The sequence below is a fragment of the Micromonospora sp. CA-249363 genome (genome assembly GCF_050950185.1).
Lineage (GTDB): Bacteria > Actinomycetota > Actinomycetes > Mycobacteriales > Micromonosporaceae > Micromonospora.
This window is the reverse complement of record NZ_CP192020.1, coordinates 6,558,150-6,584,424: the sequence shown is the minus strand read 5'-3', so window position 1 is coordinate 6,584,424 and position 26,275 is coordinate 6,558,150. Positions and strand designations below refer to the sequence as shown.

The window sequence follows — 26,275 nt, the reverse complement described above, 5'->3', positions numbered from 1 at the left end:
GAGGGTGAGGCCGGCCGAGGTGGCCGGTGGGACGGCCAGGGGGAGGACAGCGTTTGACGAGAGGTGGGGATCGTGTCCGTACCAGTGATCGCGGGGCTCGGGACAGCGCAGCCGCCGTCCGCTTCGCAGGACGAGCTGTGGGAGGGCTTCTTCTCCCAACACTTCACCGGCAGCACCCGGGCGTTGGCCGAGCGGATCTTCGCGAACTCGGGGGTGACCCGCCGGCAGGCCGCGGTCAACCCGTTGATCGAGGACGTCTCGGACTGGCCGACCGAGCGCCGGATGCGCCGCTACCAGGTGGAAGCGCTGCCGTTGGGCAAGGAAGCCGTAGGGCGGGCGTTGACCGCCTCCGGTCTGGACGCCAGCGACGTCGGCATGTTCATCGTCTGCTCCTGCACCGGGTACGCCACCCCGGGGCTGGACATCCTGCTCGCCCGCGATCTGGGCATGGCGGCGGACACCCAGCGCATGTTCGTCGGCCACATGGGCTGCTACGCGGCCCTTCCGGGGCTGGGCGCGGCGAGTGACTTCGTCACCTCCCGGGGCCGGCCGGCGTTGCTGCTCTGCGCGGAGCTGACCAGCCTGCACATCCAGCCGTCCACGGCCCGGGTCGACACCCAGCAGATCATCTCGCACGCGCTCTTCTCGGACGCCGCCGTCGCCGCCGTGGTGGTGCCCGGCGGCCGGGGGTACGCGTTGCGCGAGGTCGCCTCGGTCACCGACACCTCGACGGCCGACCACATGACCTGGGACGTCACCGACGCGGGGTTCCGGATGGGGCTGTCGTCGAAGGTTCCGCAGGTCCTCTCCCGACACGTACGCGGTCTGGTCGACGACCTGTTGGCCCGGCACGGCGGCACCGTCTCCGACGTGGACGGGTGGGCCGTGCACCCGGGCGGCCCGCGGATCCTCAACGTGGTCGAGCGGGAGCTGGCCCTGCCGCCGGAGGCGTTGGCCGCGTCCCGGGCGACGCTCGACGAGCACGGCAACTGCTCGTCCCCGACGGTGCTGTTGATCCTGGACCGGCTGAGTCGTTCGACGCCGCCGCCTCGGCGAGTGGTCATGCTGGCGTTCGGTCCGGGCCTCACCCTGTACGCCGTCCTGCTCGATCGACAGGAGTGAACGAGTACGACCCGACCGCTACGCTCCTCGCATGAGTGCGGCGGAGGACGACCGGCTGCGGTCGGCGGCGCTGGTCGGTATCGCCCTGGGCGCGCTGGCGATCGGCGGCTGGTGGTGGCGTGCCGCCGCGCCGGTTCCGGTGGCCGGATCGGTACGCTCGCCGGTGGTCGCGCCCAGCGTCAGCACCGAGGTGGAACGTTTCATGGCCCGTCTTGAGCCCGAGTCACGGGTGACGATGCGGGTCGATCCGCAGAGGGGCGAGGTCGTCCGGCTGGACGGCGATCGGCGGGTCGTCATCGACCCGGAGACGGGTGAGGCCACCGACCTCGGCGCCGACATGGGGGTCCTCGTCCCCGGGAGCGACCTGCCCTCGTTCCGCGGCACGATCTGGCGGGAGCAGCGGGAGCTGGCGCCCGGCGAGGGGCGGACCCGCCAGGCGTCCGACGACGGTTCCCGCTTCCTGCTCCAGTACCGGTGCACCCGACCGGGCACGCTGGCGGTGACGAGCACCGGGGCCGAGATCGCCGGCCCACCGCGTATCGACTGCGACGGCACGCTCGCCTCCGCCCGGGTGCTGCCCGGCGGCGGGCCGTTCCGGGTGTCGCTGTCGGCCGTCGGCGACCAGCCCATCGACGTCGAGGCGCAGCTCGTCGCGCTGCCCCCGTCGTAGGCGTCGCGCTGCCCCCGTCCTAGACGTTTCAGCGGGCCAGCGCGGTCAGGTCGTCCTGGTACGCGTCGACCGGCCCGACACCGGGCAGCACCCGGGTCACCACGCCGACGCGGTCGACCAGCAGCGCGTTGGCGGCCCCCGGACCCAGGAACGAGCGCAATCCGCCGGCGGGGTCGGCCAGCGCGCGCACGCCGTCGACGGGCGGTGCGGTCGTGACGGCGCGGCCCTCGGTCACGGTGACCACCGTGACGCCGACGGGCGCGGCCCGCACGGCCTCGCTGACGACATCGGGGCAACCGCAGTCGTCCACGAGGATGATCATGGCGGGTAACAGGCCGCGCAGCGGCACGGGCGACTGCCCGGCGTCGACCAGGTCCAGTGCGGGCAGGGACCGGCCGGTGAGGGACGCCGGTGGCGTGGAGGGGGCCGGGGTGGGCCGCTCGGTGCCCCGGCCGACGCGGGGCCAGGTCACGGCGAGCAGGCCGGTCAGGGTGGTGAGCAGGGCCACCAGCAGGACGAGCAGCGGCAGGGCGAGCGCCCGGCGTCCGGCGTACCGGCCGGTGGTCCGGCGCAGCTCACGGCGTACCTGGGCAGCCTCGCTGGCGAGGGCGGAGGCGTCGTCGGGAATGACGATGCGGCCCCACTCGGGCGGTAGGCCGGGCAGGCCGTCGGGTGGCCCGTGGCCCTCTGCGTCCGGCTTGCCCATCGGACCCCCCCAGGAAGCGTCTCGAGAGCGGAGTGTGGCTCGGACTCCAGGGTCCCGCACCGGGGGCACGTCCCGCTACATCTGGGCGCGGTCCAGCACGCCGGGATACCATGGGAGGAGCGCATAGCCCTTGATCTCGACGTTCTGTTCATCCGTATCGGGAAGTCATCCGATCGTCACGGAGCGTGTTCGAACCATCGGTTTGACCGCCTGTCAAGCTGAAGAAAGACCTCTCACAGGGCCCCTGAGCTGCGCCAACGGTCAGGACATCGGTGAGACATCGTTGCCTGAGCGTGTTACCCTAGACACAGCGAAAGGGGTTTCGAACCTATGGTTTTCAGTGTCGGCGAGACCGTTGTTTACCCCCACCACGGGGCCGCACTCATCGAGGCAATCGAGACTCGGGTCATCAAGGGCGAGCCTAAGCAATATCTCGTCCTGAGGGTCGCGCAGGGTGACCTGACGGTCCGGGTGCCGGCTGAGAACGCCGAGATCGTGGGCGTTCGCGAGGTGGTCGGCGAAGAGGGCCTCGGTAAGGTCTTCGACGTTCTCCGGGCTCCGCACACCGAGGAGCCGACCAACTGGTCGCGGCGTTACAAGGCCAACCTGGAAAAGCTGGCCTCGGGCAACCCGCTGAAGGTCGCCGAGGTCGTGCGTGACCTGTGGCGTCGGGAGCGGGAGCGTGGCCTCTCCGCAGGCGAGAAGCGGATGCTGGCCAAGGCCCGCGACATTCTCGTCGGCGAGGTCGCGCTGGCTGAGAAGAGCACCAAGGACGAGGCGGAGACGCTGCTCGACAAGGTCCTCACCGAGGCCTAGTCCGCACAGCATCGTCGTACCCACTTCGTAGCGAAGAAACCACCGAGGACCGCGACGTGACCGCGCAGCTCAACCCGCGCGGTGACGTCGCGGTCCTCGTGCCTGCGGCCGGTGCCGGCGTACGCCTCGGGCCCGGCCGACCCAAGGCGCTGCGCCTGCTCGCCGGCGAACCGCTGCTGGTCCACGCCGTACGTCGGCTCGCCGCTGCCGCGTCGGTCCACACGATCGTGGTGGCCGCACCCGCAGCCGATGTCGAGGGCGTCCGTGACCTGCTGGCCCCGGTGGCGCCGGTGATCGTGGTGGCCGGTGGCGCCGAACGGCAGGCCTCGGTCGCCGCCGCGCTCGCGGCCGTGCCGGCCGGCCCGACGATCGTCCTGGTGCACGACGCCGCCCGCGCGCTGACCCCACCCGAACTGGTCGAGTCGGTCGCCGCCGCGGTCCGGGGCGGCCAGGCCGCGGTGATCCCGGTCCTGCCGGTCGTCGACACGATCAAGGAGGTCGGCGCGGGTGAGGTGGTGCTGGGCACCGTCGACCGGTCCGCCCTGCGCGCGGTGCAGACCCCCCAGGGCTTCCGCCGGTCCGTGCTGACCGCCGCGCACGCCGCCGCGGGTGATCCGCTCACCGACGACGCCGGCCTGGTCGAGAAGCAGGGCGTGGCGGTGACGTGTGTGCCCGGTTCGGAGTACGCACTGAAGATCACCCGTCCGTTCGACCTGGCCCTGGCGGAGCACCTGCTCGCCGCCGCCGACTGACCCCTCGCGGCCGCACACCAGGACCGCACGGTCGTTCAACGCGTACCCTCTGATCATGATCGTTCCTCGGGTGGCCATCGGCACCGACGTGCACGCGTTCGAGCCGGGCCGGCCCTGCTGGGTGGCCGGTCTGCTCTGGCCCGACCAGGACGGTCTCGCCGGCCACTCGGACGCCGACGTCGTCGCCCATGCCGCCTGCAACGCCCTGCTCTCCGCGGCCGGGCTCGGTGATCTCGGCTCTGCCTTCGGGGTGGACCAGCCCGAGTGGGCCGGGGCGTCCGGCGTGGCGCTGCTGACCGAGACGGCCCGCCGGGTGCGGGCCGCCGGCCTGGCGATCGGCAACGTGTCCGTGCAGGTCATCGGCAACCGGCCCAAGATCGGCCGCCGGCGGGAGGAAGCCCAGCGGGTGCTCTCCGAGGCCGTCGGCGCACCCGTGACCGTCTCCGCCGCGACCACCGACGGGCTCGGCTTCACGGGGCGTGAGGAAGGTCTGGCGGGCGTCGCCGTGGCGCTGGTGTACGACGCGCCGGCCGCCTAGGCTCGCCGCGATGTCCACCGATCCCGCACCCGACCGGTTCGCCGCCGACGGCTATCTCGAACGCGCCCAGCTCCTGGCCGAGCTGGGCCGCCACGACGAGGCGGCCGGCGAGTTGACCGAGGGGCTCGCGCTCAAGCCCGCCGACCCGGAAGCCCTCACCATGCTGGCCCGGGTGCATCTCGCCGCCGACCGGCCGGCCGACGCGCTCGCCGCCGCCGACTCGGCCGTGGCCGCCGCACCGGACGCCCCGCCGGCGCTCGTCGTGCGGGCGATGGCGCTGGCCGACCTGGGACGGTACGCCGAAGCGGCCGCCACCGCCGACCGGCTGTTGGCGCTCGGGCCGGCCGACGCGTACGCCCAGCGCAGCGCCGCGGCGATCTTGGCCGACGCGCGCAACGGCCAGCCGGCGCTGAACGCGGCCTGGCGCGGGGTCGAGCTGGCCCCCCAGGAGGCGCAGGCGCATCTGGTGCTCAGTCTGGTCGCGGCTCGGCTGGAGCTGTTCGACCTGGCCGAGCGTGCCTACCGGGAGGCGTTGCGGCTCGACCCCCGCCTCGCCGAGGTCGGGCACGACGTCGGCGTTCTGCGGCTGGAGCAGCGCCGCTGGTCGTCGGCGCTGGAGCAGGTGGCCGAGATGGTGACGTTCGGCCCGAGCCGGATCGACTCCCCACGGACCCTCGCGCACGGCCTGCACCGCCTGGTGTTCTACGGCGCGGGCTGGTCACTGGCCGCCGCGGTGGTGGTCGCGTTCGCGGCGTCGGCGAGCGACGGGTTCTCCCGGGTCCTGGCGGTGCTCGCCGCCCTGACCGGCGGCGTCGTCGTGTGGCAGCTCGCGGCACGGCTCCCGGGGTTCACCCGGACCGTCCTGCCCACGATGCTGCACGCCGACCGGACGATGGCCCTGGCGATCTACGCGGTGGCGGCCGCGCCGCTGCTGCTACTCGTGTACGCCCTGGTCGGCTCACCGTGGCCGCTGGTGCTCGCCATCGCAGCCACGGCGATAGCCGAGTTCACCGCCTTCACCAGAACGACCTTCCGCTAGGGGCGGCGCGCCCAGGTCCAGGCGTAGGCGTCGTCCTCGCAGGCGCGTGCCGCGTCGCAGAGGTCGAGAGGGCGGAAGGTGTCGACCATGACGGCCAGTTCGTCGAAGTAGTCCGCGCCGATGGAGCGTTCGGCAGCGCCCGGCTGGGGGCCGTGGGTGAACCCGGAGGGGTGCAGCGAGATCGAGCCCTGCTCGATGCCGGAGCCGCGTCGGGCCTCGTAGTTGCCGCCGGTGTAGAAGAGCATCTCGTCGGAGTCGACGTTGTGGTGGTTGTACGGCACCGGGATCGACTGCGGGTGGTAGTCGACCTTGCGGGGCACGAAGGAGCAGATGACGAAGTTGGGCCCCTGGAAGGTCTGGTGCACCGGCGGGGGCTGGTGGATGCGCCCGGTGATCGGCTCGAAGTCGTGGATGGAGAACGCCCACGGGTAGAGGTGGCCGTCCCAACCGACCACGTCGAACGGGTGGTTCGCGTAGACGTGGCGGGTCCAGCCGCGGCGGTGCCGGACCAGGACCTCGACCTCCTCGCCGTCCACGAGCAGGGGCGTGTCCGGGCCCCGGACGTCACGTTCGCAGTACGGCGAGTGTTCCAGGAACTGTCCGCGTACGGAGAGGTAGCGCTTGGGCGGACCGATGTGCCCGGACGCCTCGACGGCGAGCAGCCGGACGGGCGTGTCGCCGGTGGGGACCAGCCGGTGGATGGTCGAGGTGGGGATGACGACGTAGTCGCCGGCGACCGCGTCCAAGGCTCCGAACGGCGACTCGACCCGTAGGGTGCCTGCCTCGACGTAGAGGCAGTGGTCGCCGGTGGCGTCGCGGAACAGCGGGGAGGGCCGGTCGGCGAGGACGTACCCGATGCGGACGTCCTCGTTGGCGAGCAGGTACTGCCGGCCGAGGATCGGGTCGGCGTCACCGGCGTCGAGCTTGTGGGTGCGCAGGTGGCGGGGCTTGAGCGGCAGGTTCGGCGTCCGGGTGAACGCGGGCGGGGTGAACTCGTCGGCGGCCAGGATCGCGGTGGGCGCGTGCCGGTGGTAGAGCAGGGACGAGTCGGAGGAGAAGCCCTCCTGACCCATCAGCTCCTCGGCGTAGAGGCTGCCGTCGGGCTGGCGGAACTGGGTGTGGCGCTTGCGTGGCACCTCGCCGACGCTGCGGTAGTACGGCATCTCGCCTCCCGATATATCCCGTTCACCGGCCGAAGGCGTCCGATAATCGGACGCTGTTGTCCGTTCCTTGTAGCGTCCCGTAGATTCTTGTTCCGTGTCAACGCAGGTGCCCGCGCTCCTCGACGGCCTGGTGGACGACGCCGCCGTCTTCCCTCCGGGCAGCGCCACGCTGCCCGACGCCGTGAAGGCGCACCGCCAGCACCGTGCCGCCTGGTACGCGGACCTGGTCGGCCCGCTGCTCGTCCCCGCCTCGACCGTCGCGTCGGGCGACCTGAATCGTCTCGTCGATCCGGCTGAGGGCTTCGTGATCGGGCTGATCGGTGACACCGGGATCGCCGGCCTGCCCTTCGCGCTCTCGTTCCTGCCACCCGACGGCGTCACGGCCCGACAGGTCGAGGTGGCCGTCGCCAAGCGGGGCGAAGATCCGCTGCCCGGCGTCGCCGAGTTGCTGCGGCTCACCGGAGCCATGTCGGGCGTCGAGGCCGTCTACGCCGAGCTGCCGTTGACCTTCGGCCTGATGGGCGCCCTGGACGCGCTCGCCGTGGCTCGGGCCGACGGCGTGCCGATCGCCGCCAAGTTCCGCACCGGCGGCCTCGCCGCGGAGCTGTTCCCCACCCCGGCCGAGCTGGCGGCGGTGATCTGCGCCTGCCGCGACCGCGACCTGCCGTTCAAGCTCACCGCCGGGCTGCACCAGGCGGTGCGGCACCTCGACCCAGAGACCGGCTTCACCCACCACGGATACGCCAACGTGCTGGCCGCGACGCTCGCCGCCGCCGACGGGGAGAGCGTCGGGATGGTCGCCGAACTGCTGGCTGCGCTCGATCCGCGTCCGCTGCTGGAACGCGTCAACGGACAGCTGGACGCGCCGCGCCCACTCTGGGTCGGCTTCGGCTCGTGCAGCATCCTGGAACCACTTACCGATCTGATCCGGCTGGGGCTGGTGAACGGGGGCTACGACGCATGACCTGGGTGAGCGGCGTTGACGGTTCGCCGTACGGCGTGACGAACCTGCCGTACGGGGTGTTCTCCTCGGGCGGCGACGAGCCGCGGATCGGCGTACGCATCGGGTCGTGGATTCTCGACCTGGCCGGTGCGGAGGCCGCCGGCCTGGTGCTCGCCGCCGGCGCGCTGGGCCGGCCCACCCTCAACGACTTCATGGCGCTCGGGCGTCCGCAGTGGACGGCGGTCCGCCAGCGGATCGTGGAGCTGCTCACCGATCCGGCGCACCGGCCGGCGGTCGAGCCGCTGCTGGTGCCCCTGGCCGACGTGGAGATGCTGCTCCCGTTCGAGGTGGCCGACTACGTCGACTTCTACTCCTCGGAGCACCACGCCTCGAACGTCGGGCAGATCTTCCGCCCCGGGCAGCCACCGCTGCTGCCGAACTGGAAGCACCTGCCGATCGGCTACCACGGCCGCGCCGGGACCGTCGTGGTCTCCGGCACGCCGGTGGTCCGGCCCACCGGGCAGCGGGCGTCCGCCGACGGTCCGGTGACCGGTCCGTCGGTACGCCTCGACATCGAGGCCGAGGTCGGCTTCGTGGTGGGTGTGCCCAGCGTGCTCGGCGACCGCGTCCCGGTGGAGGACTTCGCCGACCACGTCTTCGGGGTGGTGTTGGTCAACGACTGGTCGGCCCGCGACATCCAGGCCTGGGAGTACCAGCCGCTCGGCCCGTTCCTCGGCAAGTCCTTCGCCACCTCGGTCTCGGCCTGGGTGACGCCCCTCGAAGCGTTGGCCGACGCCTTCGTGCCGGCCCCGGACCAGGACCCGCCGGTCGTCGACTACCTGCGCGACGTGCCGCACCTGGGGCTCGACCTGCGGCTGTCGGTCGAGTGGAACGGCGAACGGGTCAGCGAGCCGCCGTTCGCCGGCATGTACTGGACGCCGGCCCAGCAGTTGGCGCACCTGACCGTCAACGGCGCGTCCCTGCGCACCGGCGACCTGTACGCCTCGGGCACCGTCTCCGGTCCGGACCGCTCCCAGGTCGGCTCGTTCCTGGAACTGACCTGGGGCGGGGCCGAGCCCGCCAAGGTCGGCGCGGAGAGCCGTACCTTCCTCGTCGACGGTGACACCGTCACCATCACCGCCACCGCGCCCGGCCCGGACGGCACCACCATCGCCCTGGGCGAGGTCACCGGAACGGTGCAGCCGGCCCGCTGACGCACCCTCCGCCGGACCGTCTCATCGATGAGACTCGTGGTCGCACCGTCTGTGCGATCACCAGACCCCGTTACCCCGTTGATCACGCGGATCACAATGCCCCGCCACCCCTTCTGGTCGGATCTTCCTCCGGCCGGGGTGGTGGGGCATCCCGACGCACACGGAGGTAACAACCATGCACGATCTCACCGGAGCGCTCTGGCGCACCAGCAGCCGGTCCAACGACCAAGGGCTCTGCGTGGAGGTGGCGGACAACCTGGTCGACGTGATCGGTCTGGTGGCGGTTCGCGACTCCAAGGACCAGAGCGGGCCCACACTGGCTGTCAGCCCGCCGGGATGGACAGCCTTCGTCGGCGCGATCAGGTCCGGTCGCTTCGAGCGCTGAGCGGTGTCGCACCGGTGAAACGGTGCGACGTGGCCGCCGAAACGGGCAACGTGGCCTCCGGGTGGTGGAAATTCCGTCCGGGGGCCTCGTCCTGCCCGCACCGCGCGTACCGTCGGTGGCACGGGAGGGTGGCATGTCGACGGTCGCGGTTACCGGTTTCATCGAGGCGGACGCCGTCGATGTCTGGTGTCTGCTGACCGACCTGTCCGGCCGGGCCACCCGACTGACCGGCGCCGGTCCGGTCCAGGTGCTGACCCCGGGCCCGTTCGGGCCGGGCACCGCCTGGCGTGAGGAGCGCGCCCAGCCGGGCGGCGGCACGCTCACCGAGGAGTTTCTGGTGGTGGAGGCGCTCGCGCCCCAGCGGCTGGTGCTCTGCTCGTCCGGCGCCGGCGCGGACTACCGGATCACCTGGCACCTGCGCCCGGCCCGGGGACGCCGTCGCCCGCGCACCTCGGTCACCGTCACCCAGGAGGCGGTGCCCACCGCCCCGTACGGTCGGGTGGTTGCCCTGCTGCTCGGTGGCCTCGCCGCCCGGGCGGTCGAGGTGGCGCTCCGGCGTGACCTCGCCGACCTGGCCGTCGCGGCCGGTGCCGCCGGTTCGCTCGAAGCGGCCTGAGCCCACGTGCCAGGAGCTCGACCCGTACAACCTGACCGGGCTCCCACCCACTGCGCTGGGTAGGGTGCCGGGCGGAGGTGCGGCATGGGGTTCCCGAGGGGCCGGCGACGGCTCGTGCTGGCGGTGGCGGTGCTACTCGCCGTGGCGGCCGTCGCGGTCGTCGTCCACCGGGTGCTCGCGCCGGCCGAGGTGAGTACGCCGGCCCGAGCGGAGTACCCGCCAGCACCCGAACGCGCGCCCGGTGTGATCGGCCGCCTGCCGGTCGCCCCGTTGATCGTTGACGGGAGGCTGCGGGTGTACGCCGCCCACCGCCAGGTCTACGCGGACCGGCCGGTCGACGGCCGCTACCGGACCACCCCGTTCTGGTCGTACCGGCGTTGGCCGGCGGAGCTGACCGGTGTGGTGGCGAGCGGCACCATCGTGGTCAGCCGCTGGTCGGACGGCCGATTGGTCGCGCTCGACGCGTCCACCGGGCGGGTGCGCTGGCGGGCCGACGGACCGGTGCCCGTGCCCAGCACGGCGGTGGTCCGGCGCACGGGCGCCGCCACCGTCTGGAATCCGAGCGGTCTCCTCCTCAGCGACCTTCCGGACGGCCGGACCGTGGTGGCCGTAACCGGGGAGACTCGGGCGAGCGGGGTGGAGCTGTCCAGCGGTCGGGAGCTGTGGCGGACCGACCTGCCCGGGGACTGCCGCAGCGACGTCGGCACCACGGCGACCGGGCGGTTGATCGGTCTGGACACCTGCGCCGGAACGCCCACGGTCGAGTTCCGGGACGCCGCGACGGGCCTGGTCGGCGAGCGCTGGCGACCGCCGGGCGGCCCGGATGCTCTGGTGGTCACCCCGCTCGGATGTCGTACCGGCCGGTCGGAGTGCGTGGCCCTGCGCACGGCCGGTCCGGGTGACGCCGGTGGCCGGGGTTGGATTCTGGGCGGTGGTGAGCCGTCGGCCGCGCCGACGTTGGACCCGGCCGGTGTCGTCGTGGTAGGTGAACAGGCTGTCGGCGTCGTCGACGGGGTGGCGGTGGGTCGGTCGGCGCGTACGGGTGCCGAGTTGTGGCGTTACGCCGGCCTGGGCCCGGCGCGGGTGCTCACCGCCCAGCCCGGCCGGGTGCACCTGCTGACCGAGGCGAACGACCTGGTGACGCTCGACCCGACGACCGGGCGTCTGCTGTCCCGCAGCACCCTCAACGTCGGCTCGGATGGCACGGGCTGGGCACCCGGGGCGGTCTGGGCCGAGGCGGGCTACGTAGCGATGGAACGGCTGCGCGAACCGGTCGATCCGGACGCTGAGGACCAGCGCTACTACCTGACCTCGGAGGCGGTGATCCTGGCCGCCACCTGATCGGGTCACCCATCCCCTGAAACTTTCACCACATGCGACCGTAATAGGTACTTTTCTCACGGTTCAGGTTTCCGGAGGAAGGGTCGACGCGTGGACAACAGGGCAGCCAGATGGTTGATCGCCGCCACCGCAGGCCTCGTGATCATGGTGCCACCGACGCTCGTCGCGAACGGGACGCGGGCGACAGCGTCCGCCGCCGTGCGGGTCGCGCCGTCGGACGACACGAATGTCACCTTCGAGGTGGTGCCGGTGTCGCCGACCGTCACACCGCCGACGCCCCAGCCCACGCCGCACACTCCGACGCCCTCCCACGGTGGAAAGCTGCCGGTCACCGGGCCAGGTGGCGGGTCGGTTCCGCTCCTCGTCGCTGTGGGCATGACGCTGGTGGCCATCGGTTGGCTGGCCGCGCGCCGCAGACGACAGAGTGGCGACGAACCCGCCGCCACTCGTCGTGCGCGATAGGTGCTGGTCGTCAGGCGAGCGCCGCCTCCGCGGCGGCCAGGAACGCGTCGTTCTCGGCCGGGGTGCCGATGGTGACCCGGACGCCATCGCCGGCGAACGGGCGAACGATCACCCCGCGCGACTCGCACGCCTTGCCGAACGGCACGGCCTGCTCGCCGAGCGGCAGCCAGACGAAGTTCGCCTGGCTGGACGGCACGTCAGGCACGAACTTGCGCAGCGCCTCGGTGACCCGGTCCCGTTCGGCGACGACGAGCGCGCAGCGGCGCTCCACCTCCTCGGCCTGTGCCAGCGCCGCGAGCGCGCCGGCCTGCGCGGCCGTGCTCGTGGAGAACGGCGTCACGACCTTGCGGACCGCCGCCGCCACCGAGGGCTGCGCGACCAGCCAGCCGATCCGCAGCCCGGCGAGGCCCCACGCCTTGGACAGCGTGCGCAGCACCGCCACGTTCGGCCGTCCGAGGTAGTCCAGGCCGTCCGGCACCTCGGGGTCCGTGACGAACTCCCGGTACGCCTCGTCGATGACCACCAGCACGTCGTCCGGCACCGCGTCGAGGAACCGGTCCAGTTCGGCCCGGCGGACGGCCGTGCCGGTCGGATTGTTCGGATTGCAGACCAGGATCATCCGGGTCCGATCGGTCACGGCCGCCGCCATGGCCGCCAGGTCGTGCCCGTGCCCGGCGTCGTTGGCGACCCGCACGCTGGTCGCGCCGCTGGTCGCCGCGATGATCGGGTACGCCTCGAACGACCGCCACGCGTAGAGCACCTCGTCACCCGGCAGGCAGGTGGCCCGTACGAGGTGCTCGGCGAGCGCCACCGACCCGCAGCCCGTGGCGATGCGGCCCGCGTCCACCCCGTACCGCTGGGCCAACGCGTCGCGCAGCGCGACCACGCCCATGTCCGGGTACCGGTGCGAGCCGGCGACCGCCTCGGTGACCGCCTCGACCACCCCCGGCAGCGGCCCGTACGGCACCTCGTTGCTGGCGAGCTTGATGGCCTCGGGCAGACCCAGCTCGCGGGCCAGGTCGGCCGGGCTGCGTCCGGGCACGTAGCTGGGCAGCGCGTCCAGGTCGGCGCGGGTCAGTCGCACCGCCGGCTGGTGACGTCCGGAGTCGGTCATGGGGTGTCTCCCGAGGGCTGAGGGTGATCGTCGGTGGCGGGGGGACCGGTGGTGGCGGGGACCTCGACGACCACGGTCTGCGCGTACTTGTCGTGCAGCGCCCGGCGCAGCGGGTGGTCGACGAGCGGGGACACGGCGACGAAGAGCTGTACGAGCAGGCCGAGCCCGCAGCAGCTCCACAGCAGAGTCGGCATGCCCAACGGCGTCCAGCGACGTAGCGCCCGCCCGAAGCCCAACGGCTGGTCGGCCTCGACGGGCACGGCGCGGATCCGCATGACCCGCTTGCCGAGGGTCTGCCCGTTGGCGGCCATGGCGGGTACCTCGTACGCCAGCCACAGTGCGGTGGCGATCAGCACGATCACGATCTGGAGGAGTTGCGTCTGCTCGCTGATCGGCGGCAACCCCTCGGTGGAGCGGTTGCCCTCCATCCCGCGCCGGAACGCCTCCCGCCAGTACGGCAGCAGCTCATCCAGCAACCGCCAGACGAACCAACCGTTGACGAGCACGTTCAGCGCGAGGAGCAGAGCGATGTCGATCAGCCGGGCGACGAGCCGCCGGCCGTAACCGGCCAGCCTGAACCCGTGCGGGCGCGGCTCGGGCGGGCGGCCGGGCCAGCCGGGGACCCAGCCGGGTGGCGGCCCCTGCGGCCCCCAGCCGGGCGGACCGCCCTGCGGACTCCAACCGGGCGGGGTGCCGTGTGGGCCATGACCGGGCGGACCGCCCTGCGGACCCCAGCCGGGCGGCGTGCCCTGAGGGCCATGACCGGGCGGGGTGCCCTGCGGACCCCAGCCGGGCGGGGTGCCCTGCGGGCTCCAGCCCGGAGGTGGGCCGGCCTGCGGGCCGTGTCCCGGATGCGGCGGCTGGCCGGGATGCGGCGGCCAGCCCTGCGCGGTCTCCGCCGACGGGGAGCCGGCCGGCGCGGCCGGGGCGACCGGCACGGGGGGCGGCTCGGGCGGGGGCGGGCCGTCGGGCGGGGTCGCGTCGACGGGGATGGGTGCGCCGAGCCAACCCTCTCCGTCCCAGTAGCGACGGGTCTCCGGGTCGGCGGGGTCGACGTACCAGCCGGGTTGCACGCTCACGCCGACGCTCCGCTGCCGTACCTGTTGGTTCGCTCGCTCACGAGGCAACCTTAACGACGACCGTCGCGGCGAACTTGTCGTGGAGGCACTGCTGCCAGGGCTTGTCCCAGAGCTGCCAGAACCCGTCGGCGTAACTCAGGCCGGGGACCAGCGAGCACGCCAGGTACTGCACGAGCCAGCGGCGGCCGGCCATCCGCCGGTCCAGCGTGCGGGTGGGATCGAGCGGCACCACGCGCAGCTTCATGATCTTCTTGCCGAGCGTCTGGCCGCCACGCTTGAGGTATTCCACGTGGTAGAGCCAGTAGAGCCCGAGCAGCACGACGAAGATGCCGATCTCGAACAGCAGCAGCGGCAGGAAGAAGTCAATGAGGAAGGTGGCCGGGTCGGGCTCCACCAGCGTGCCGTCCGGGTTGGTCCGGGTCACCTCGCGGAACATGCGCCACCACAGGACCAGGAAGACCGGCATGAACAGCACCATCACCACGACGGTCGCCAGCGCGGTGTCGATGAGCCAGGCCAGCAGCCGGTCGCCGAAGCTGGCCAGCGACTGCCCGGTCGGGCTGAGCGCGGGCGGGGCGGCCGGCCAGTGCGGCGGAGGGTAGCCGGGCGGCGCGTACTGCGGTGGCACGGCGTACCCCGGCGGGACGTGGTGCGGCGGGCCGCCGTACCCCTGGGGGTGTGGGCCGGGCGGTGGCGCGATGCCGCCGGCGGCGGGCGGAGGCCCACCGACCGGCGGCGTCGGGTACGACGGAGGCTGCGTCACGCTCGACAGTGTTACAGGTTGCCGCGCGCTTCCTGCTCCCGCTCGATGGCCTGGAAGAGCGCCTTGAAGTTGCCCTTGCCGAAGCCCAGCGAGCCGTGCCGCTCGATCAGCTCGAAGAAGACCGTGGGGCGGTCCTGCACCGGCTTGGTGAAGATCTGGAGCAGGTAGCCGTCCTCGTCCCGGTCGACCAGGATCTTGCGGTCCTTGAGCTGCTCGATCGGCACCCGCACGTTGCCGATCCGCTCCCGCAGCTCCGGGTCGTCGTAGTACGAGTCCGGCGTGTCCAGGAACTCGACCCCGGCGGCGCGCATCGCGTCGACGCTGGCCACGATGTCGTTGGTGGCGACGGCGATGTGCTGGGCGCCCGGGCCCTGGTAGAACTCCAGGTACTCGTCGATCTGCGACTTCTTGCGGGCGATGGCCGGCTCGTTGAGCGGGAACTTCACCTTGCGGGTGCCGTTCGCGACGACCTTGCTCATCAGCGCCGAGTAGTCGGTGGCGATGTCGTCGCCGACGAACTCCGCCATGTTGGAGAAGCCCATCACCCGCTTGTAGAACTCGACCCACTCGTCCATGCGGCCCAGCTCGACGTTGCCGACCACGTGGTCGACGGCCTGGAAGAACCGCTTCGGCTGGATGCCGGCGTCGATCATGGGCTGCCGGTCGACGATCGGGCCGCGGGCCACGAAGCCGGGCAGGAACGGGCCGCGGTAGCGGGACCTGTCGACGAGCGTGTGCCGGGTGTCGCCGTACGCGGCGATGGAGGCCATCCGGACGGTGCCGTTCTCGTCGGTGACGTCGTGCGGCTCGACGACGCCGGTGGCGCCCTGGCCGACCGCGTGCGCGTACGCGGCGTCGACGTTCGGCACCTCGAGCGCGATGTCGCTGATGCCGTCGCTGTGCTTCGCCACGTGGTCGGCGCCGTCGGCGTCGGGGCGCACCGCGCCGGTCAGCACGAAGCGGGCCGAGCCGCTGGTCAGCACGTACTGGGCGTGGTCACGGTAGCCCTGCTCGGGGCCCCGGTACGCCACGCAGGTCATGCCGAACGCGGTGGAGTAGTAGTGCGCGGCCTGCTTGGCGTTGCCCACCAGGAAGTGCACGTGGTCGAGCCCACGGACGGGGAACGGGTCGTGGCTGATGTCGTGGTCGACAGCGCCGACGAGCCGGTCGATGTCGACGTCCTCGGTCGACTGGGGTCGGTCGATCGCCTGGGTCATGATGGCCTCCCTCGCGTACCGGCCGGCCTCGTGGGCCGGTTCCTGACCGAAGGATCGCGGCGCGGACGGCGAGTGGGCAACTGTCGACGTAAATGCTGGTCAGGTTGCGCATTCGGTATGGTCTGGACCCATGAATGGTGAGCAGTCTGTACAGCTCGACGCGCTGGATGTTCGGTTGGTCGAACTGCTCGCCGAGGAGCCGCGGATCGGGGTGCTGGAGTGCTCCCGGCGGCTCGGCGTGGCCCGGGGCACCGTGCAGGCACGGCTGGACAAGCTGATCGAGCGGGGTGTCATCCGGGGCTTCGGTCCGGAGATCTCACCGGCCGCGATCGGATTCGGGGTGACCAGCTTCGTCACGTTGGAGATCAGCCAACGGCAGGGCCACGACCCGGTCACGACCCACCTGGCGGCGATCCCCGAGGTGCTGGAGGCGCACACCATCACCGGCTCCAGCGACCTGCTCTGCCGGATCGTGGCCCGCTCGAACACCGACCTGCAACGGGTCATCGACCAGATCGTCTCGTTCGCCGGCATCACCCGCGCGTCGACGATCATCGCGCTGGCGGAGCAGATTCCCTATCGCACGCTCCCACTGGTCCGCAGCGCCGTAACACCTTCCGGCGCAGAAAGCGCGGCGACACGGCGGCGCGGGCGTACGGAAGATCCGTGATCGTGGCTACGGTGTGCGGGTGGCGAAGGGGAGCGTGCGCGTCGGCCTGCTGGCCGGCCTCGCCGTGGTCGTCGCCCTCGCCGCCACCGGCGTCTGGAACCCGTTCCCCGGCATCTGGGACTGGGTGGACCGCAGCGAACCCATCTCCGAGCCGGACGTGGTCTGGCAGCAGCGGGTCGGCGGCACCCCGCGCAGTGTGACCATCGCCGGCGACACCGTCGTGGTCGAGCAGCGCACCCGGGTGGAGGCCCGCAGCCTGGCCACCGGCGCCCAGCTCTGGGAACGCAAGGCGGACTGGTCGGCGGTCGCGGGCGGCGACCGCGACCCGGTCGTCGCCGTGGGCAAGCTCCTGGTCAAGGGGTACGAGCTGCTCGACCCGACCACCGGGGCGACGCGGCGGCGCGACGACGACGCCGTGGCCGTGTGGACGTACCGGAACCTGCTGCTGGACGCCCGCTGCACGGACGCCACCGACTGCACGCTGAGCGCGTGGGACCCGCGCGGCACCGCGCCACTGTGGACGGCCTTCCTGCCCGGTGTGCACAGCGGCCTGCTCGCCGACAACCCCGGCCTGCGCGGCACGCGCCGGTTCACCGCCACCCGCATCGACGACGGGGTGGCCGGACCGGAGGCGGCGCCTCCGCTGCTCGGCTTCCCGGTCGACGGCCGGGTGCACGTCGTCGACACCGCCACCGGTCGGGTGCTCCAGAACGTCGAGCCGGGCCGGGACGAGCGGCTGTCGGTGGTGGGCGGCCGGATGCTGCGGATCGCCGCCCGCTCCCAGGACGGCACCTGCTACTTCGCCATCTCCGCGCGGGACCCGGCGACCGGGCAGGAGGCGTGGCAGCGGGCCGGGGTCAACCTGCGCACCGCCGACAGCGCCGGCTGCGTCCAGCGCGAGGACCCGCAGGGTGCCCGGAACGTCCTGATCGGCGTCGGCCCGGACGGCCGCGAGGCGGTCATCGACGGGTACGACGGACGGCTGCTCTGGGTCGGCGAGCCCGGCACCAAGCTCGTCGCCGTCGACGACCGCTACGCGGTGTTCCGCTCGGGCGACAAGCGTTCGGTGGTGTCCCGTGAACTCGGCGTCGACAAGGTGCGGTGGACCAGGCCGGCCAGCGCCAAGGCGGGCGCGGCGCTCACCCCGTACGCGGCGGTGCTCGCCGACGAGAAGCCGTCGAGGCTGGTCGCCCTCGACCCGCGCACCGGGCGGGAGCTGGCCGTCCTGCGTACCTCCGCGAACGCCCTCGCCGTCGGCCCGCAGGGCATGATCATCGGTGAGGGTCGGGAGATCGGGTACGTCCGCTTCGGCGCCACGCCCGGCGCACCCGTCCCGCCGCCCGGCGACGGCAACCCCGGCCCGGGCGGCACCCGCCCCGGGTCGGGCGACGGCGACGGCGACTGCGGGCCCAAGGGCGAGCTGTGCACCGAACCGGACGGTGGCAAGGACGGCTGAGCTGGTGGGATTTCGGGGCGCTGAGCGCTGTCGACCTCGGCGGATGAGAGCGGCGTCCCAGACCCAGCCCGGCGGGTGGGAATGATCGACCGGTCTGCCCTAGGCTTGCCGCTCATGAGCAGTGCCGCCGCATTCTCGTACGCCCCCCTGCTGCCGACCGGCCCCGACCAGACGGAATATCGCCTGGTCACCGACGAGGGCGTGGACGTCGTGCACGGCCCCGGGGGTCGTCGTTTCCTCACCGTGGAGCCGGCCGCGCTGACCGCGCTGACCGCCGAGGCGATGCACGACATCGCGCACTTCCTGCGCCCCGCGCACCTGGCGCAGCTCCGGGCGATCATCGACGACCCGGCCGCGTCGCCGAACGACCGGTTCGTCGCGCTGGACCTGCTGCGCAACGCCAACATCGCCGCCGGTGGGGTGCTGCCGATGTGCCAGGACACCGGCACGGCGATCGTGATGGGCAAGCGTGGCCGGCACGTGCTGACCGACGGGGCGGACGCCGAGGCCATCTCCCGGGGCGTCTACCAGGCGTACACGAGGCTCAACCTGCGCTACTCCCAGCTCGCCCCGTTGACCATGTGGGACGAGCGGAACACCGGCAGCAACCTGCCGGCCCAGGTGGAGCTGTACGCCGAGGACCCGGACGGGCACCCGGACGCGTACAAGTTCCTGTTCATGGCCAAGGGCGGCGGCTCGGCGAACAAGTCGTACCTCTACCAGGAGACGAAGGCGCTGCTCAACCCGACGCGGATGATGCAGTTCCTGGAGGAGAAGCTGCGGCTGATCGGCACCTCCGCCTGCCCGCCGTACCACCTGGCCATCGTCATCGGCGGCACCTCCGCGGAGTACGCGTTGAAGACCGCGAAGTACGCCTCCGCGAAGTACCTGGACGCCCTTCCGACCCAGGGTTCGATGAGCGCCCACGGCTTCCGCGACCTGGAGCTGGAGGCGGAGGTGCTGGAGCTGACCCGGAACTTCGGCATCGGCGCGCAGTTCGGCGGGCGCTACTTCTGCCACGACGTACGGGTGGTGCGGCTGCCCCGGCACGGCGCCTCGTGCCCGGTGGCGATCGCGGTCTCCTGCTCGGCGGACCGGCAGGCGGTCGCCAAGATCACCCCGTCGGGTGTGTGGCTGGAGCGCCTGGAAACCGACCCGGCGCGGTTCCTGCCCGAGGTCACCGACGATGCGCTCGACGCCGAGATGGTCGTCCGGGTCGACCTCAACCGGCCGATGGACGAGATCCGCGCCGAGCTGTCCAAGTACCCGGTGAAGACCCGCCTGTCACTGTCCGGCCCGCTCGTCGTTGCCCGGGACATCGCCCACGCCAAGATCGCCGAGCGGCTGGATGCCGGTGAGCCGATGCCGCAGTACCTGCGCGACCACGCGGTCTACTACGCCGGCCCCGCGAAGACGCCCGAGGGGTACGCGTCCGGCTCCTTCGGCCCGACCACCGCCGGCCGGATGGACGCGTACGTGGAGAAGTTCCAGGCCGCCGGTGGCTCGCAGGTGATGCTGGCCAAGGGCAACCGGTCGGGTCAGGTGACCCGCGCCTGCCAGCAGTACGGCGGCTTCTACCTCGGCTCGATCGGCGGCCCGGCGGCCCGCCTCGCCCAGGACTGCATCAAGCACGTCGAGGTGCTCGAATACCCGGAGCTGGGCATGGAGGCGGTCTGGAAGATCGAGGTGGAGGACTTCCCCGCCTTCATCGTGGTCGACGACAAGGGCAACGACTTCTTCGCCGAGGTCACCAAGCCGGTGCTCACCATCGGCCGCCGCTGATCGGTCCGTCCCGCACGCGAAGAGGCGCCAGGCGTTCGCCTGGCGCCTCTTGCGTCGGCCGTGCTCACCGACATCGGTACGCCCGCCCGCTGGGGGGTGGGACGGTCGCACCGCCCCCGTCGGATGTCGTCACCGGCAACCTCGAACAAGTCTGCGGCGCACCACACTCGATCCGCTCTCACATCGCTATCACCGGACTGCGTCGGGTGGTGATCGCCGGACTACGCTGCTGTTTGGTGCCATCGACACGGGGGAGCAGATGCGGTTCGGGATCCTTGGGCCTCTGCGCGTCGGCGGTGGCGAGTCCACCGTCACCGCCGGCCGGGACCGCACCGTGCTCGCGATGCTGCTGCTGCGCGCCGGTCAGCTCGTGCCGGTCGAGGAGTTGGTCGACGCGGTCTGGGAGGAGAACCCTCCGGCGACCGCGCGTGCCCAGTTGCAGACCTGCGTCTCGCGGCTGCGGCGTCGCCTCGCCGAGCTGGGGCTGGCCCCGGAGACCATCGTCACCGACCCGGCCGGGTACGGCGTCCGTACTGCTTCCGCCGACGTGGACGCGCACCTCTTCGCCCGTGGTGTCGAGGTGGCCCGCGCCGCGGGCGCGGCAGGTCGCCTGGCCGACGCCCGTACGCACTTCCGGGCGGCCCTGGCTCTGTGGCGGGGCCCGGCCCTGAGTGGCATCACCAGCCGCAGCGTTCGTCGTCGGGCCCAGGCGCTCGACGAACAGCGGCTCAGCGTGCTGGAAGAGTGCGTCGACGTCGAGCTGCGCCTCGGGCGGGCCGCCGAGCTGATCGAGGAGTTGACCGAGAGCGTCGACCGACACCCGCTGCGGGATCGGCTGCGGGGTCAGCTGATGCTCGCGCTGTCCTCGGTGGGTCGCCAGGCCGACGCGCTCGCGGCGTACCGGGAGGGCCGGCGGCTCTACGCCGACGAGCTGGGCATCGAACCGGGTGCCGCATTGCAGGAGCTGCACCAGCGGGTACTCGCCGGCGACCTCGCCCTGGCCGGCCGGGAGACCCGACCTGTCGACCCGGTCCGCGCGCTGCCCCGCGCGATCGGCGACTTCGTGGGACGGCAGGAGACGGTGGCCCGTCTGGTCAAGCAGATCGACGAGGACGGCACCAGGATCCAGTTGATCGACGGAATGCCCGGGAGCGGCAAGACCACGCTCGCCGTGCACGTCGCCACCGCCCTCGTCGACCGCTTTCCCGACGCGCAGCTCTTCATCGACCTGCACGGGCACAGCGAACGTCGACCTCTGACGCCGGCGACCGCCGTGGCGGCTCTGCTGCGTCAGCTCGGCGTACCGCCGGAGGGGTTGCCGGAGAACACGGACGATCGGTTGGCGCTCTGGCGGACGGAGCTGGCCGGCCTGCGGGCCTGTGTGGTGCTGGACAACGCCGCCAGCGCCGACCAGGTGGCACCCCTGCTGCCCAACGGCTCGCACTGTCTGGTCATCGTCACCAGCCGTCGCCGCTTGGTCGGGCTCGACGAGGGGCGGCCGACGTCGCTGCCGGTCCTCGACCCCGACGAGGCCATCGAGTTGCTCGGCCAGGTGGCCGGCGTGGAGAGGATCGCCGCGGAACCGGAGGCCGCGGCCGAGGTGGCGCGCCGCTGCGGCCACCTCCCGCTCGCCATCCGGATGGCCGGCGCACGGTTGGCCCACCGTGCGCGCTGGCGGGTCGCCGACCTCGTCGATCGGTTGGTCGCCGAGGCGGGCCCGCTGGCCGAGCTGACCGTCGGCCAGCGTTCGGTGGGGCAGGCGTTCGCCCTGTCGTACGAGCAGGTCTCACCGTCGGCGCAGCGGTTGTTCGCGATGCTCGGCCTCCATCCGGGGGGACACCTGGATGTCTCGGCGGCCGCCGCCCTCGTCGGGCTGCCTCTGAACGCCGCGCAGGACGTGCTGGACGAGCTGGTGGACGCGCACCTCGTGGAGGAGGCGCAGCCGGGCAGATTCCGCTTGCACGACCTTCTCCGGGAGTACGCCCGGCTGCTGCTCGCGCCCCCGGAAAGGCGGGCCGAACGCCGGGCCGCCCTGGAACGGCTGCTGGACCATCATCTGTCCGTCATGCTGGCGATCGCCCGGACGATCGAGGCGGCGGGCAGTCGCTCCAACCTCCCGGCGCACCCGCCCGGCCGACCCGACCTGTTGGCCGGCCCGGTGTCGAGGAAGCACGCGTGGTTCGAGGAGAACCACGTCGGGCTCACCGCTCTGGTCCGGCTCGCCGAGGAGGAGGACTTCCCGGTCGAGTGCTGGCAGTTGGCGCGGGCCTGCTGGCGGCTCAACTTCGACGGTGGGCACCTGGACGAGCTGATCGAGACCCACACGATCGGGCTTCGGGTCGCCGAACGGCTGGGTGACGAGGCGGCGATCGCTGCCATGCTCAACTACCTCTCCTCGGCGTACTTCCGGCTGGCCCGTTTCCCGGACGCGATCAGCGCGATGGAGGTCGCGCTCACGTTACGTCGCCGGCTCGGGTTGCGTGGCGATGTAATCAGCACGCTGTGGAACCTCGGAATCTCGTACGCCGCGAACGACGACTTCCGGCAGAGCAGGGCGATGTTCGACGAGGCGCTCGGCATGATCCGCGGCCTGGGTGATCCGAGCGAGCTGGCCAACCTCCTGACCAACCTGTGCTACGCGTTGATCCGCTGGGGGCGATACGACGAGGCGCTGCGCTACGCCCGGCTGAACCTGCTGCTCGCTCGTCAGGCAAAGGACCTGCGGCAGACCGACAAGGCGATCGGGCACATCGCGGTGGCCCGGCGCCGGATGGGAGACCTGGGTCCGGCTCGTCGTCTGTTGCGGACGGCGCTGCACCTCAAGCGTCGAGTGGGTGACCGCTTCGGCGAGGGGCAGGTGCTCAACGAGATGGGTGTGATGGAACGCGTCGCGGGACAACCGGACCGTGCTGCCGCCCTGCACCGGGAGGCGTTGGTGGCGATGATGAAGACCGGCGACCGGGCCGGAAGGCTGACGAGCCGTAACCTGCTGGCCCGGGCCATCCTGGAGCAGGGTGACGTGATGAGCGCTCTCGACCTGCATCGTCGGGTGCTCGTCGACGCTACCGGCCTGGGCGCACGCTATGAGCAGGCCCGCGCGCTGGAGGGCATCGCCTGCTGTGTACGCGACACCGACCCACCTGCGGCGCGTGCGCACCTGACCCGGGCCCTGTCCCTCTACCGACAGATCGACGTGCCGGACCAGCACACGGTGGAACGGCTGCTCGCCGAGCTGGGCTGACGGATCATCTGCGGTTCGGCGGTGGGCGCGGCAGGATGGTACGCGTGACGACTCCAGAGGCGACCGGTTACCGGATCGAACGCGACTCGATGGGCGAGGTGGAGGTGCCCGCCGAGGCGCTGTGGCGGGCGCAGACCCAGCGCGCGGTGCAGAACTTCCCGATCTCCGGCCGGGGCATCGAACCCGCCCAGATCAAGGCGCTCGCGCAGATCAAGGGCGCGGCGGCCGAGGTCAACGGCGAGCTTGGCGTGATCGACGCCACCGTGGCCGCCGCGATCGCCGCCGCTGCCGCGCACGTCGCCGACGGTGGGTACGACGACCAGTTCCCGGTCGACGTCTTCCAGACCGGTTCCGGGACGTCGTCCAACATGAACGCCAACGAGGTGATCGCGACCCTGGCGAGCCGGGAGCTGGGCTCGCCCGTGCACCCGAACGACCACGTCAACGCGTCCCAGTCCAGCAACGACGTGTTCCCGTCCTCGATCCACCTGGCCGCCACCCAGTTCATCGCCGAGGACCTGCTGCCGTCGCTGACCCACCTCGCCGAGGCGTTGGAGAGCAAGGCGGCCGAGTTCGAGACGGTGGTGAAGGCGGGTCGTACGCACCTGATGGACGCCACGCCGGTCACCCTCGGGCAGGAGTTCGGCGGGTACGCCGCCCAGGTCCGCTACGGCATCGAACGGTTGGAGGGCTCGCTGCCCCGGCTGGCCGAACTGCCGCTGGGCGGTACCGCCGTGGGCACCGGGATCAACACGCCGCTGGGCTTCGCCGCCGCCGTGATCGGCAAGCTGCGGGAGTCGACCGGGCTGCCACTGGCCGAGGCCCGTAACCACTTCGAGGCGCAGGGCGCGCGCGACGCTCTCGTGGAGACCTCCGGGCAGCTCCGCACCATCGCGGTGGGCCTGTACAAGGTCGCGAACGACATCCGCTGGATGGGCTCGGGCCCCCGCGCCGGCCTGCGCGAGCTGCGCATCCCCGACCTTCAGCCCGGGTCGTCGATCATGCCGGGCAAGGTCAACCCGGTGGTCGCCGAGGCGATGCGGCAGGTCTGCGCCCAGGTCATCGGCAACGATGCGACAGTCGGGTTCGCCGGCTCCCAGGGCGACTTCGAGCTGAACGTCATGCTCCCGGTGATGGGCCGCAACCTGCTGGAGTCGATCCGGCTGCTGGCCGCCGCGAGTCGGCTCTTCGCCGACCGCCTGGTGGCCGACCTGGTCGCGGACGCCGAGGTCTGCCTGGCGTACGCCGAGGGCTCGCCGTCGATCGTCACCCCGCTGAACCGCTACCTCGGGTACGACGAGGCGGCATCCATCGCCAAGGAGGCGCTGGCGAAGCAGGCGTCCATCCGCGAGGTCGTCATCTCCCGAGGGCACGTCGACTCCGGCAAGCTCACCGAGACCCAGTTGGACGAGACGCTGGACCTGCTCCGGATGACCCACCCCTGACCCGTTGCCGGGTGGCTCCTCGCCGACCGGCTCAGGGCGGGTCGCCGCGCGGCGTCGCCCAGGCGAGGAACCGCGTGTAGAGGGCCTTCGGGTCCGGGCCGTCGTGCGGGTTGAGCCGGTACAGGTCGGCGGCCGCGTCGTGCAGGACCGTGCACAGGTAGATGCTCAGGGCGATCCGGTCGTGGGCGTACTCCTGGCGCAGGGCGAGTCGGGCCACCGGGCACGGCCACGGCGCGGCGCAGACCCGGCACAGCCACAACGGCCGCAGCGGCAGGTGCGGTCGACGGGGTGCGGCCGCATGGTCCTCCAGGACGGTCGGGGGCATGGTGTGGGGGTCCTTTCGAGCTGACTCGTTTGTGACATCACCCCCGCACCCGCCCCAGCGTCGCCCCAAGATCGTGCACGATCCTGGATGTAGTGGTCTCGGCACGTCCGAAAGGCCACTGTTTCCACGATCGAGCACGATCTTGCGGGGTGGGACCGCCCGGCACGGGGGTTCGGGCGGTCCCGTGCGATGCCGCTGAGCCCGGGGGACGGGGAGCGGCGTCGCACTTCACAGTCTGGTGATCGGACGACTACGGTCGGAAGGGTTCGGCCGACCTGTCGTGGCTGCCCTGTTTCCGGGCGGTGCCGGCTCTGTTGGCCCTTTGGAGTTGATCGCCGGCGGGTTGGAGAGTGGTCGGGCATGGCCGATGGGCAGATGACGGCGGCGGCGTTCCTGGTCGCGGAGCTGCGCCGGGCGCGGGCCCGCCGAGGCTGGAGCCAGGACGAGCTGGCCAAGGCGGTCAACTACTCGCCGTCGATGGTGAGCGCGGTCGAGCTGGGCCAGCAGCCGCCCACCGCCAAGTACCTGGAACTCCTCGACCGCGCCCTCGACACCGGCGGCCTCTTCAGCCGCATGTCCACCGAATTGGTCAGCCTGGACCGGGCGCAACCCTGGCTGCGCGGCTGGCAGGCGATCTTCGCGCAGGCGCGCACGATCCGGTGGTACGAGCCCCGCTACGTGCCGGGGCTCTTCCAGACGGAGGCCTATGCGCGGGCGGTCTTCGAGGCGGGCAACCTGCTCGACTCCGATGAGGTGGATCGACGGCTGACCGACCGGATGAACCGCCAGGAGGTGCTGCACGGCGAGAATGCGCCGCAGATCGTGGCGGTGCTGGACGAGGCGGTGCTCCGACGGCGGGTGGGCGGCCGAAAGGTGATGCAGGACCAAGCGTTGTACCTCGCCCGCATCGCCACCGAGCACCCTCGGGTTCGGCTGCACGTGGTGCCGCGATCCGCCGAGGAGTATCCCGCGCTTGGTGGGCAGTTCGCGCTCGCTACCCTGCCCGACGGCACGGAAGTGGCCTACCTGGACTGTCAGGTTCGCGGCCAGGAGCTGGACCAGCCCAAGGATCTGCTGCGCTTGCAGCGGGTTTGGGAGGTTACCTTGGGCGAAGCCCTGCCTCCGCAGGCGTCCATCGAGTTCATGAGCGAGGTGGCCGAGTCATGGAGTTGACCGAGGCTCGCTGGCGCAAGAGCAGCCGCAGCAACCAGGACGCCAACTGCGTCGAGGTGGCTACGAATCTGGGGGGCGTGGTCGGGGTGCGGGACAGTAAGGACCCGGGCGGACCCGTGCTGGTTGTCGACGCGTACTCCTGGCGGCTCTTCGTGGTCGCGCCCCCACGCTGACGCGATGGCCCTGCCCGCGACGGTGGTCGCGGGGTTTCCTGCGCAACTTCGGGGAAACTGCTGCTTCCGC

General features: G+C 72.0%; 26 protein-coding genes. 18 read left to right on the top strand and 8 right to left on the bottom strand.

Annotated features, from left to right (window positions below; translation table 11 throughout):
- Positions 1–63 precede the first annotated feature (63 nt).
- Positions 64–1,122 (top strand): type III polyketide synthase, encoded by a 1,059-nt coding sequence (locus ACQPZK_RS29615; protein ID WP_433536029.1) that lies wholly within the window; start codon positions 64–66, stop codon positions 1,120–1,122.
- Between the two features lie 31 nt (positions 1,123–1,153).
- Complete coding sequence (locus ACQPZK_RS29610; protein ID WP_433536028.1) at positions 1,154–1,792, top strand: hypothetical protein; 639 nt, start codon at positions 1,154–1,156, stop codon at positions 1,790–1,792.
- 28 nt (positions 1,793–1,820) lie between these two features.
- Here ACQPZK_RS29610 and ACQPZK_RS29605 read toward each other — a convergent pair whose 3' ends face one another.
- The gene (locus tag ACQPZK_RS29605; RefSeq protein ID WP_433536027.1) at positions 1,821–2,498 is read right to left on the bottom strand and encodes a hypothetical protein; all 678 of its coding nucleotides are present in this window, start codon (positions 2,496–2,498) and stop codon (positions 1,821–1,823) included.
- A 330-nt stretch (positions 2,499–2,828) separates the two neighbouring features.
- Between ACQPZK_RS29605 and ACQPZK_RS29600 the strand changes: the two genes are divergently transcribed.
- The 4 genes from ACQPZK_RS29600 to ACQPZK_RS29585 are packed head-to-tail and all read left to right on the top strand — an operon-like array spanning position 2,829 to position 5,643.
- Entirely contained in the window at positions 2,829–3,314 is a 486-nt protein-coding gene (locus tag ACQPZK_RS29600) for a CarD family transcriptional regulator (protein WP_007073334.1), read from the top strand.
- Between the two features lie 56 nt (positions 3,315–3,370).
- On the top strand, positions 3,371–4,066 hold the full coding sequence (gene ispD / locus ACQPZK_RS29595) for a 2-C-methyl-D-erythritol 4-phosphate cytidylyltransferase (protein ID WP_433536026.1): 696 nt from the start codon (positions 3,371–3,373) through the stop codon (positions 4,064–4,066).
- A gap of 52 nt (positions 4,067–4,118) precedes the next feature.
- Complete coding sequence (gene ispF / locus ACQPZK_RS29590; protein WP_433539356.1) at positions 4,119–4,604, top strand: 2-C-methyl-D-erythritol 2,4-cyclodiphosphate synthase; 486 nt, start codon at positions 4,119–4,121, stop codon at positions 4,602–4,604.
- Between the two features lie 10 nt (positions 4,605–4,614).
- The gene (locus ACQPZK_RS29585; RefSeq protein ID WP_433536025.1) at positions 4,615–5,643 is read left to right on the top strand and encodes a tetratricopeptide repeat protein; all 1,029 of its coding nucleotides are present in this window, start codon (positions 4,615–4,617) and stop codon (positions 5,641–5,643) included.
- Here ACQPZK_RS29585 and ACQPZK_RS29580 read toward each other — a convergent pair.
- Positions 5,640–6,806 (bottom strand): homogentisate 1,2-dioxygenase, encoded by a 1,167-nt coding sequence (locus ACQPZK_RS29580; protein ID WP_433536024.1) that lies wholly within the window; start codon positions 6,804–6,806, stop codon positions 5,640–5,642. The two genes, ACQPZK_RS29585 and ACQPZK_RS29580, sit on opposite strands and share 4 nt — an antisense overlap.
- Positions 6,807–6,900: 94 nt before the next feature.
- Here ACQPZK_RS29580 and ACQPZK_RS29575 point away from each other — a divergent pair, with 94 nt between their 5' ends.
- The 5 genes from ACQPZK_RS29575 (at position 6,901) to ACQPZK_RS29555 (ending at position 11,305) form a co-directional block, all read left to right on the top strand.
- Entirely contained in the window at positions 6,901–7,770 is an 870-nt protein-coding gene (locus tag ACQPZK_RS29575) for a hypothetical protein (RefSeq protein WP_433536023.1), read from the top strand.
- On the top strand, positions 7,767–8,963 hold the full coding sequence (gene fahA, locus ACQPZK_RS29570) for a fumarylacetoacetase (protein WP_433536022.1): 1,197 nt from the start codon (positions 7,767–7,769) through the stop codon (positions 8,961–8,963). The genes ACQPZK_RS29575 and fahA overlap by 4 nt, the downstream gene beginning before the upstream one ends.
- A 175-nt stretch (positions 8,964–9,138) precedes the next feature.
- Complete coding sequence (locus ACQPZK_RS29565; protein WP_355050986.1) at positions 9,139–9,348, top strand: DUF397 domain-containing protein; 210 nt, start codon at positions 9,139–9,141, stop codon at positions 9,346–9,348.
- Between the two features lie 133 nt (positions 9,349–9,481).
- Positions 9,482–9,964: an SRPBCC family protein gene (locus ACQPZK_RS29560; protein ID WP_433536021.1), complete on the top strand. Its 483-nt coding sequence runs from the start codon at positions 9,482–9,484 to the stop codon at positions 9,962–9,964.
- Positions 9,965–10,048: 84 nt separating this feature from the next.
- Complete coding sequence (locus ACQPZK_RS29555) at positions 10,049–11,305, top strand: PQQ-binding-like beta-propeller repeat protein (RefSeq protein ID WP_433536020.1); 1,257 nt, start codon at positions 10,049–10,051, stop codon at positions 11,303–11,305.
- Between the two features lie 56 nt (positions 11,306–11,361).
- Here the strand turns inward: ACQPZK_RS29555 and ACQPZK_RS29550 are convergent, their stop codons facing one another.
- The 5 genes from ACQPZK_RS29550 to hppD all read right to left on the bottom strand — a co-directional run bounded on the left by ACQPZK_RS29550 (position 11,362) and on the right by hppD (position 15,940).
- Entirely contained in the window at positions 11,362–11,637 is a 276-nt protein-coding gene (locus ACQPZK_RS29550) for a hypothetical protein (protein WP_433536019.1), read from the bottom strand.
- 140 nt (positions 11,638–11,777) lie between these two features.
- Entirely contained in the window at positions 11,778–12,881 is a 1,104-nt protein-coding gene (hisC, locus tag ACQPZK_RS29545; RefSeq protein ID WP_433536018.1) for a histidinol-phosphate transaminase, read from the bottom strand.
- Positions 12,878–13,960 (bottom strand): RDD family protein, encoded by a 1,083-nt coding sequence (locus tag ACQPZK_RS29540; protein ID WP_433536017.1) that lies wholly within the window; start codon positions 13,958–13,960, stop codon positions 12,878–12,880. Before ACQPZK_RS29540 ends, hisC begins: the two co-directional genes overlap by 4 nt.
- 37 nt (positions 13,961–13,997) lie before the next feature.
- Positions 13,998–14,723 (bottom strand): RDD family protein, encoded by a 726-nt coding sequence (locus ACQPZK_RS29535; RefSeq protein WP_433536016.1) that lies wholly within the window; start codon positions 14,721–14,723, stop codon positions 13,998–14,000.
- Positions 14,724–14,734: 11 nt separating this feature from the next.
- The gene (gene hppD, locus ACQPZK_RS29530; protein WP_433536015.1) at positions 14,735–15,940 is read right to left on the bottom strand and encodes a 4-hydroxyphenylpyruvate dioxygenase; all 1,206 of its coding nucleotides are present in this window, start codon (positions 15,938–15,940) and stop codon (positions 14,735–14,737) included.
- 130 nt (positions 15,941–16,070) lie between these two features.
- Here hppD and ACQPZK_RS29525 point away from each other — a divergent pair, with 130 nt between their 5' ends.
- From ACQPZK_RS29525 to ACQPZK_RS29505, 5 genes are all read left to right on the top strand, one after another.
- A complete protein-coding gene (locus tag ACQPZK_RS29525; protein WP_433536014.1) occupies positions 16,071–16,610 on the top strand; it encodes an Lrp/AsnC family transcriptional regulator in 540 nt (179 codons plus the stop codon).
- Positions 16,611–16,623: 13 nt separating this feature from the next.
- Entirely contained in the window at positions 16,624–18,066 is a 1,443-nt protein-coding gene (locus ACQPZK_RS29520) for a PQQ-binding-like beta-propeller repeat protein (RefSeq protein WP_433536013.1), read from the top strand.
- Between the two features lie 114 nt (positions 18,067–18,180).
- Entirely contained in the window at positions 18,181–19,848 is a 1,668-nt protein-coding gene (locus ACQPZK_RS29515; RefSeq protein ID WP_433536012.1) for a fumarate hydratase, read from the top strand.
- 259 nt (positions 19,849–20,107) lie between these two features.
- A complete protein-coding gene (locus ACQPZK_RS29510) occupies positions 20,108–23,089 on the top strand; it encodes a BTAD domain-containing putative transcriptional regulator (protein ID WP_433536011.1) in 2,982 nt (993 codons plus the stop codon).
- A gap of 35 nt (positions 23,090–23,124) precedes the next feature.
- Positions 23,125–24,534 (top strand): class II fumarate hydratase, encoded by a 1,410-nt coding sequence (locus tag ACQPZK_RS29505; RefSeq protein WP_433536010.1) that lies wholly within the window; start codon positions 23,125–23,127, stop codon positions 24,532–24,534.
- Positions 24,535–24,565: 31 nt separating this feature from the next.
- On the opposite strand, the gene ACQPZK_RS29500 is transcribed toward ACQPZK_RS29505, so the two are convergent.
- Positions 24,566–24,859, bottom strand: coding sequence for a hypothetical protein (locus tag ACQPZK_RS29500; RefSeq protein WP_433536009.1), 294 nt, complete (start codon positions 24,857–24,859; stop codon positions 24,566–24,568).
- Positions 24,860–25,219: 360 nt separating this feature from the next.
- On the opposite strand from ACQPZK_RS29500, the gene ACQPZK_RS29495 reads away from it, so the two are divergent.
- Positions 25,220–26,032, top strand: coding sequence for a helix-turn-helix domain-containing protein (locus ACQPZK_RS29495; protein WP_433536008.1), 813 nt, complete (start codon positions 25,220–25,222; stop codon positions 26,030–26,032).
- Positions 26,023–26,205 (top strand): DUF397 domain-containing protein, encoded by a 183-nt coding sequence (locus ACQPZK_RS29490; RefSeq protein ID WP_433536007.1) that lies wholly within the window; start codon positions 26,023–26,025, stop codon positions 26,203–26,205. The genes ACQPZK_RS29495 and ACQPZK_RS29490 overlap by 10 nt, the downstream gene beginning before the upstream one ends.
- Positions 26,206–26,275 lie beyond the last annotated feature (70 nt).